General features: G+C 35.2%; 5 protein-coding genes. 2 read left to right on the top strand and 3 right to left on the bottom strand.

Annotated elements, in window-relative coordinates:
* Window positions 1-255 precede the first annotated feature (255 nt).
* Both OZD67_RS04880 and OZD67_RS04875 read right to left on the bottom strand, forming a co-directional pair.
* The gene (locus OZD67_RS04880) at window positions 256-1,581 is read right to left on the bottom strand and encodes a dihydroorotase (protein ID WP_182182700.1); all 1,326 of its coding nucleotides are present in this window, start codon (window positions 1,579-1,581) and stop codon (window positions 256-258) included.
* 122 nt (window positions 1,582-1,703) lie between these two features.
* Entirely contained in the window at window positions 1,704-2,945 is a 1,242-nt protein-coding gene (locus tag OZD67_RS04875) for a hypothetical protein (protein WP_182182699.1), read from the bottom strand.
* Window positions 2,946-3,126: 181 nt separating this feature from the next.
* Between OZD67_RS04875 and OZD67_RS04870 the strand changes: the two genes are divergently transcribed.
* Entirely contained in the window at window positions 3,127-5,121 is a 1,995-nt protein-coding gene (locus OZD67_RS04870; RefSeq protein ID WP_182182697.1) for a heme lyase CcmF/NrfE family subunit, read from the top strand.
* An 877-nt stretch (window positions 5,122-5,998) separates the two neighbouring features.
* On the top strand, window positions 5,999-6,877 hold the full coding sequence (gene secF / locus OZD67_RS04865) for a protein translocase subunit SecF (protein ID WP_182182695.1): 879 nt from the start codon (window positions 5,999-6,001) through the stop codon (window positions 6,875-6,877).
* Here the strand turns inward: secF and OZD67_RS04860 are convergent.
* Window positions 6,874-7,389: a TIGR02281 family clan AA aspartic protease gene (locus OZD67_RS04860; RefSeq protein ID WP_182182693.1), complete on the bottom strand. Its 516-nt coding sequence runs from the start codon at window positions 7,387-7,389 to the stop codon at window positions 6,874-6,876. The genes secF and OZD67_RS04860 overlap by 4 nt on opposite strands.
* Window positions 7,390-7,391: the final 2 nt, after the last annotated feature.

Raw genomic sequence — 7,391 nt, 5'->3', positions numbered from 1 at the left:
CAAAAAATTAAAAATAAGACGCCAACTACGTTGTTTTCTTGCTGTTTAATCTGCACAGATGAAGATAACTGAATACCTTCAGTACCATGATAAGGGGGCTGGCGGAGTTTGTCAAGTAAGTTTTTTCATTTCTATTCCCAATGTTATATGGTTATGCAAGAAGTCTAGTGGAATCGACTAAGATTTCTTAATTTAAATTTAGGTGCACTTAGCCCATTCTGGTGATAATAAATTGGAATAGATAAGGTATGATAACTAACTTTCCTGCGAGTATATAGTTTTGCCAGATACAACAGTACGTACTACGTGCCCTTTTACTTTGCGCCCATCGAAAGGGGAATTCTTTGATTTACTAGCAAAGTTGTCAGTTTTAATTTCCCATTCATGATTGAGGTCAACTAAAATTAAATCTGCAGCAAGGTTTTTTTGTATACGACCACGTGGTATGTGTATTATATCTGCAGGCTTATATGTCAATTTTGCAAGCACATCAAGTAGACCCATTTGCCCACTGTGGTAAAGTTCAAGTGAAAGGGGCAGCATTGTTTCAAGGCCAACAATACCAAATGCAGCATTTTCAAGTGGCAGATCTTTAGAATTACGATCATGCGGAGCGTGATCAGTTGCAATGCAATCAATCACACCTGTCTTTAAACCTTCAATCATAGCTAAACGATCTTCTTCAGTGCGAAGCGGCGGGTTCATTTTTGCAATTGCTCCATGTTGTTTTACTATATTTTCAGTCAAAGTGAAGTGATGAGGGGTTACTTCACATGTAACATTTAATCCTAAATCCTTCGCACGTTTAATAGCATCAAGTGAATCTTTTGAAGAGACATGTAAAATATGGTAGTGCACATTTTCCATATCTTTCATGAGCAGTATATCGCGACTTACTATAACCGATTCTGACGCACTCAAGATCCCCTTTACTCCCAATTCTTCAGAAATTTTACCTTCGTTGATTGCACCACCTGCTGATAAATTTAAATCTTCTGCATGTTGAGCAATAGGAACACCCAGCATACTTGAATAAAGCAGTGCCTGTCTCATAATCATTGGGTTCATAACTGGCATGCCATCATCAGTGAACCCAACCGCACCTGCTTCCTTTAAAAGGGCCATTTCAGTCAACTTTTCTTCCGAAGTGGTGATTTTAGCGTAAAATTCAATGTTTACATGTGAAGTTTCAAGTGCTCTATACTTCAAATATTTAGCCAAAACAACGCTATCAATTGCTGGCACAGTGTTCGGCTGACAAACTACAGTTGTAACGCCTCCCGCAGCTGCAGATTTGCTGCCTGTATATATAGTTTCTTTATGTTCTTGGCCTGGTTCACGAAAATGTACGTGAATGTCAATAAGGCCTGGCATTAGAACAAGCCCTTTACAGTCTATTGTTTCATCGACCCCACTTGTTGAAAATAATGATTCACCAAAGTCAATAATTTTATCCCCTTCAGTCAATAATGAACCTTTTATATCAAGCTTAGTTTCCGGGTCGATAATACGAGCATTAATATATGCAATTTTATAGCCTTTCTTTTGCCCTGTTTGCAACAAATTCCAAGTTTGAGTCATTATATTTGAGTATCGATTATAAAATAAATCTAAAGTTTTTTTAACAAAACACAACCAAATAAAAACGCAGACTAAAGTTGCAAGAGCTGTCTTGAATTAAAATTGTCCCAAAAATTTGGCTCTTATAACCGAGTTACTTCAGTTTTAACGTTAATGTGTGAAACTCTTAGCTCTGTTGGAGGATTTTCTAGCTGAACATCTAACTTATTCTGTATGTTAAATAAACAAATCAAAGCTGAATCAAAATTTTCATCACACTGCTTCGCTTCATGCATACCATCGATTATTTCCTCTAATTCTTCCACATCATCCATTTCTTGCGGCGCACTTTTTAATATCGCTTTTATTTGGCTTAAGTTTTGACAAATTTTCTCCTGATATCCAGCAATTCTCTCTTGATATATATCAATCATTTTTTGACATGCGTTGCCTCTAAATGGATGTTCTTTTTTCTCTTTTATGTAAGAACTTTGAAAATCTTTACAGTTAAGGATTGCTTCTCTATGTTTTTTTATGTCATTAATTGCACTGACTATTGACTTATCTATTTTCTTCAAATTTTCTTCCCGTTCTTCTCTTTTAATTATACTTTTGGATTCATTTTTCATTTGGTTCATTTTGTCATACAGGTTTCTGCATTCTTTGTAAGATACCATTGGTTGTAATATTCCTTCTTCTACACCTTTATTGTAAAAATTCTTCAACTCATCACTTGATAGTATTGTTATAGCATCTTCCCTTTTACCTTGTGATTTAGGATACTTTTTATTCAATGAACTAACATGATTTAACAAGAAATCTTTAACTAGCCCTTCTCTTTTTACTTCGGATAATTTTTCTAGTGTTTCTATATATTTCAGAACTTCCGCAAAGAGCTGTCCACCAGATGGAGCAAATCCTTGAAGTGATTTACTCTGAGCTTTATAAAAATCGGTTTGTAAAAAATCTTCAGCTTGTTTTTTTATTACTGAAAGTTCATTGAAGGCTTTTTCTGGATTGATTTTTCTCAAAATACTAATAGTTTTTCTAATCGCTTTTTCTCTCTTTTTATTATCTCGCTTTTCATTTAATATCAGATGTTCAGTTTTGGTAAAAGCATCACCTTGATCACTCTTTGCAATGTTACAAACGATGTTTTTTACAACTTTTTCAGTTGCTGCATAATCTATTTCTTTTGCAAAGCAGTCAACAAATGATTGCCAAACTTTTTTATTAACAAACTTACTTGTCTTATTTTCAAAATCTTCTCTACTTTTGAATCCTAAAATAGTATAGAGATTTTTTTCAACTATTGGTTCGGCATGTTGTTTTGCCACTTTACTTTTTATATTGAATGGAAATTTACTAATCTTAGTTGTACCCATAATGTTACCTCAATATTAATGCTATCTATAAAAGTATAAAGATTTAATATTTAATTTTTAATTAATACTAGCACAGCTAACTACGGGGGCATTATGCTAGCATCAATAGCAAGCGTCAATTAACACTTTAACTTCTAACTTGTCATCGGTAATATTGTTTATATAAAAACTATAATTTTTTATGCCTGAACTTGGGAATATATTGCTACTCATAGCCTGCTTATTGTCTTTGACATATTTGTTTTTACCTCTTAGTTCTTGTCGGTTTATTACCACTGCTATATTTTTTTGTGTATCAACATCAATGGCTATTTTGATCTACTGCCACATTACAAATGATTTCTCACTCGAAAACGTATTTTACCACTCACACACAACAAAACCTTTGATCTATAAGATTTGTGGAGTTTGGGGAAATAAAGAAGGGTCTATGTTGCTTTGGACATTAGTGCTTACCTTTTACCTATTTCTGATGGGTATTTTTACTGATAACGACAGTAAATTAAAAAAAATCTCTCTAATCACTCATGGGCTGATTTGCTTTTGTTTTTTACTGTTCACTTTACTTGAATCAAACCCCTTCACTAAAATGTCAGGCATTGAAACAGATGGATTGGGTTTTAATCCGATATTGCAAGATATAGGTCTTGCTATTCACCCACCAATATTATATTTGGGGTACCTTGGATTTAGCGTTCCTTTTTCGCTCTCTATAGCTGGATTAATTGCAAATACTGAAGGAAATGTTTGGGCTAAAATTGTCAGGCCTTGGGTACTTATTTCTTGGTCGCTACTTACTTTGGGCATCAGCTTGGGTAGCTGGTGGGCATATCGCGAACTTGGGTGGGGTGGATTTTGGTTTTGGGATCCAGTGGAAAACGTTTCTCTAATGCCGTGGCTAATTGCAGTAGCACTAACACATCTGTTACTTGTGGTACGAAATTTCAATGTTTTGAGAAATTTTGCTATTTTGCTTACGCTTACAACTTTTATACTGAGTGTAACTGAAACATTTCTAGTCCGCTCAGGAATACTCACCTCAGTGCACACGTTTGCAGATGATCCAAAATATGGACTATATATATTAGCTTTGCTCAGTGTAATTACAGTAAGTAGTTTAGTAGTATTTATCGTATTTGTAAAAAAGAATAGATCTCTTGCACAACCACCTATCATCCAAGTAGCTGACACTGGGATCCAGGAAAAAAATATGTGGATTCCAGCGTCACGCGCTGGAATGACATCAGGGGACATACCAAAGCAAAACTTCCCTATTTTCTCACGTTTTACAATGATGTTAATAAACAACCTATTATTTATTACAGCTTTTTTTATTGTGTTCGTTGGCACTTTATACCCTACAGTGCTTGAGTATTTAACCGGTGAATTAATTTCAGTTGGAGCACCATATTACAATTCTTTATTTAATCCTATTGCACTGGCTATTCTAGTGCTCACCATAATCGGGCAATACTGCCGTTGGCAGGGAAATAGTCTATTGCCAATATTCCGCGAATATAGATTTTCATTCTGCAGTGCTGCAGCTATTTTGCCGTTTATCTTTCACATGGAGCTAATAATTGTGCTATCAATTACTATCTCCATAGCATTATTAATCTTTGTTTTAGAAGCATACAGTAAAAGAATTTGTTTGTTTAAGGCAGCGTTTAGTGAGTCAATTTTACTCGCAAAAAAAGTTTCCAAATCTTACTATGCAATGATGCTTGCTCATGCTGGAGTGGCAATTCTAGTGCTTGGTATAGCTTATTCAGTTGGTTGGCAGGAGAAAAAAGAAAATTACTTAAAAATAGGGGATAGCATAACAGTCAATAAATTTAAAGTTACTTTGCAAAATATTGAGCTAATAAAAGAAAAAAATTTCCATGCAGTGAGAGGTACAATGGATATCAGGAATTTGCTGAATAACAAGATATTGGGTGAAGTAACTCCTGAATATAGATTTTACCTTGCGGAAGGTCAAAAAAATGTTGAAAGCAGTATCTACCACAATTTGCTTTCTGATATTTATGTTGTAATTGGAGAGATTGATAAGAGTAAGAGCAAAATTGCAGCTAAAGTGCACTATAAACCTGGAATGTCTATAATCTGGCTTGGATCCTTTCTCATCGCTTTTGGTTCGCTCCTTGCCGCTTTTCCTTTATTGAGAAGATTTTAATAGGACTCCTTTATACTATAACGAAAAAGCTGCTTGACAAACTCCACCAGCCCCCTTATCATGATAGTGAAGGTATTCAGTTATCTTCATCTGTGCAGATTAAACAGCAAGAAAACAACGTAGTTGGCGTCTTATTTTTAATTTTTTGCACTATGTGCATCCTATGTCTTCACAACATTTCTAGGTTTTTGCCTATATAAGCTGAAACGCGCTTATAAGTCGTTTAAGACAGTATAGTACGCCAATTTGCAGGATTAGGGAGTGAACACTAATTACCACGGGATTTCTTTGCCTTTTTTTCTGCTTAGTAAATTTCTTAAACATTTTAGCTAAGGTTAGTTGCACTTAAAAGCAGCTAAATTGCAGTGTTTAAGACTTAAAAAACGCCAAATACTGAAAATAGATATTAACCGGGGCTTTTTTTGCCTTTTTTTTCGTTTGGTAAATTTCTTAATATTTATAGCTAAACGACAACCGTCATCCTGCTACGAGTTAGCGGCTAAGAGATACCGCGAATGAATCGCGGTATGACGGTTCGTGGCGGTATGACGGTCTGCGGCGGAATGACGATAATCTCGTCATCCCGCTACTTGTTAGCGGGATCTATGCTAAGGAGATACCGCGGCGGTATGAAGGTTCGTGGCGGTATATTCGTCATCCCGCTGCTTGTTAGCGGCTAAGAGATACCGCGGCGGTATGACGTAGAATTTTACACTCACCAATTCAGTGCACAATCAATTTTTCTGGATCCCAGACTGGGATGACACCATTATAGAACGAACCAGTGTCAGCTACTCGGATGACAGAGAAGTTCAACCACAAAATAAACTAGTGAATTTTTTGAAAAGTATATAAAATTCAAGTTTAAGTAAATAGCATGGCACTTAGACTCATTCCAGATAACCTCAATATCAAGTTTAGTAAATATAGGGATTTGACTGCATTAATTAGCATTATTCTTATCATCTTTTCAATGCTCATTGTTGTGTTACGTGGAGTGAACTTAGGCATAGACTTTGCAGGCGGAATTTTGATAGAGATAAAATCTTCAGATGAGAATCACTCTATTCTCGATGCATTAAAAGAAAATGGTTTTACAGTGCAGAGTTCAAAAGCGGGTGATAATTTAGTCATGCATTTTAAAGATGAAGGAGATGAAGATAAAATCAAAAAGATAAAAAGCATACTAGAAGAAAAGCTGGGGAGCTCAATAAGTTATCGTAAAATAGACTATGTTGGCCCACAAATAAGCTCAACACAAATATTTGAAGGAATGTTATCCATGTTGATCGCGATTGTTGGAATATTTTTTTACGTTTGGTTTAGATTTAATTGGCAATGTGGATTCAGTGGAATAACAGCACTGATTCATGACGTGATTTTAACTGTTGGTTTTATTAGCCTAACTGGCATTGAGTTTAATATTTCATCAGTTGCAGCTCTTCTCACTGTCATTGGTTATTCAATCAATAACTCAGTAATTATATACGATCGGATTCGAGAGTATTGCAAAAGTGGTAAAAGTGGGCGGATGAGTGAGATAGTAGATGCAAGTATCAACTCTACATTATTTCGCACTATATTAACCTCGGGTACAACCCTTCTTGCTGCTCTTCCTTTGACATTAATCTGCACAGATGCAGTGAGAGACTTCAGCTTGATCATTTTTTTTGGTATTTTGATTGGCACTTGTTCTGCAATATTTATTTCTGCTCCTATATTGACCTATAGAGTTCTAGATCATAGGAATATTTAGTCGCGGTATAATATCAACTTATTATCTCTTATAGTGAAATGAAAATATCTTAAAAAGCTCATTCCAAGTAGTGAATGAGACATAGAATGAGTGTTAACGCTCGCCTGTACATCATTAACTAAAAAATTTCCTATTTTAACCTGAGGGATGTGAACAACACCAGCTTTTATTTGACCTTTCGCAGTTTCATATATTTTAAAATCCTGAACGTTTTGTAAGTTAATACCAACATGTAATGCGTCTTTTTGTGATAGAACAATATCGGTTGCTCCGGTATCAAGCAAAAACGTTATATTGCGATCATTGACCTGAGCCTGAATATAAAAGTGTCCATCATATGATTTCGTAAATTCGATACTTCCACTATTCTGACCACTATTTTGAATTCTCCCTTTATATGGTAAAAAAGTACTGAGAAATCTGTCGCTTAGTTTATCCCTTTGTGAATCAATAAGCATTGAAGTGGCGGCTATTATTAGTAACCAAATAACTAGATTTTTCACCGCGTTCATAT

The sequence above is a fragment of the Wolbachia endosymbiont of Drosophila nikananu genome, from assembly GCF_028981865.1.
In the GTDB taxonomy this organism is placed as follows: domain Bacteria; phylum Pseudomonadota; class Alphaproteobacteria; order Rickettsiales; family Anaplasmataceae; genus Wolbachia; species Wolbachia pipientis_B.
The sequence above is the reverse complement of the archived record's forward strand: the minus strand, read 5'-3'. Positions and strand labels throughout refer to the sequence as shown.

Coding starts and splice junctions, on each gene's coding strand:
- OZD67_RS04880 (WP_182182700.1), bottom strand. CDS start 1,581: ATGACTCAAACTTGGAATTTGTTGCAAACAGGGCAAAAGAAAGGCTAT.
- OZD67_RS04875 (WP_182182699.1), bottom strand. CDS start 2,945: ATGGGTACAACTAAGATTAGTAAATTTCCATTCAATATAAAAAGTAAA.
- OZD67_RS04870 (WP_182182697.1), top strand. CDS start 3,127: ATGCCTGAACTTGGGAATATATTGCTACTCATAGCCTGCTTATTGTCT.
- secF (WP_182182695.1), top strand. CDS start 5,999: ATGGCACTTAGACTCATTCCAGATAACCTCAATATCAAGTTTAGTAAA.
- OZD67_RS04860 (WP_182182693.1), bottom strand. CDS start 7,389: ATGAACGCGGTGAAAAATCTAGTTATTTGGTTACTAATAATAGCCGCC.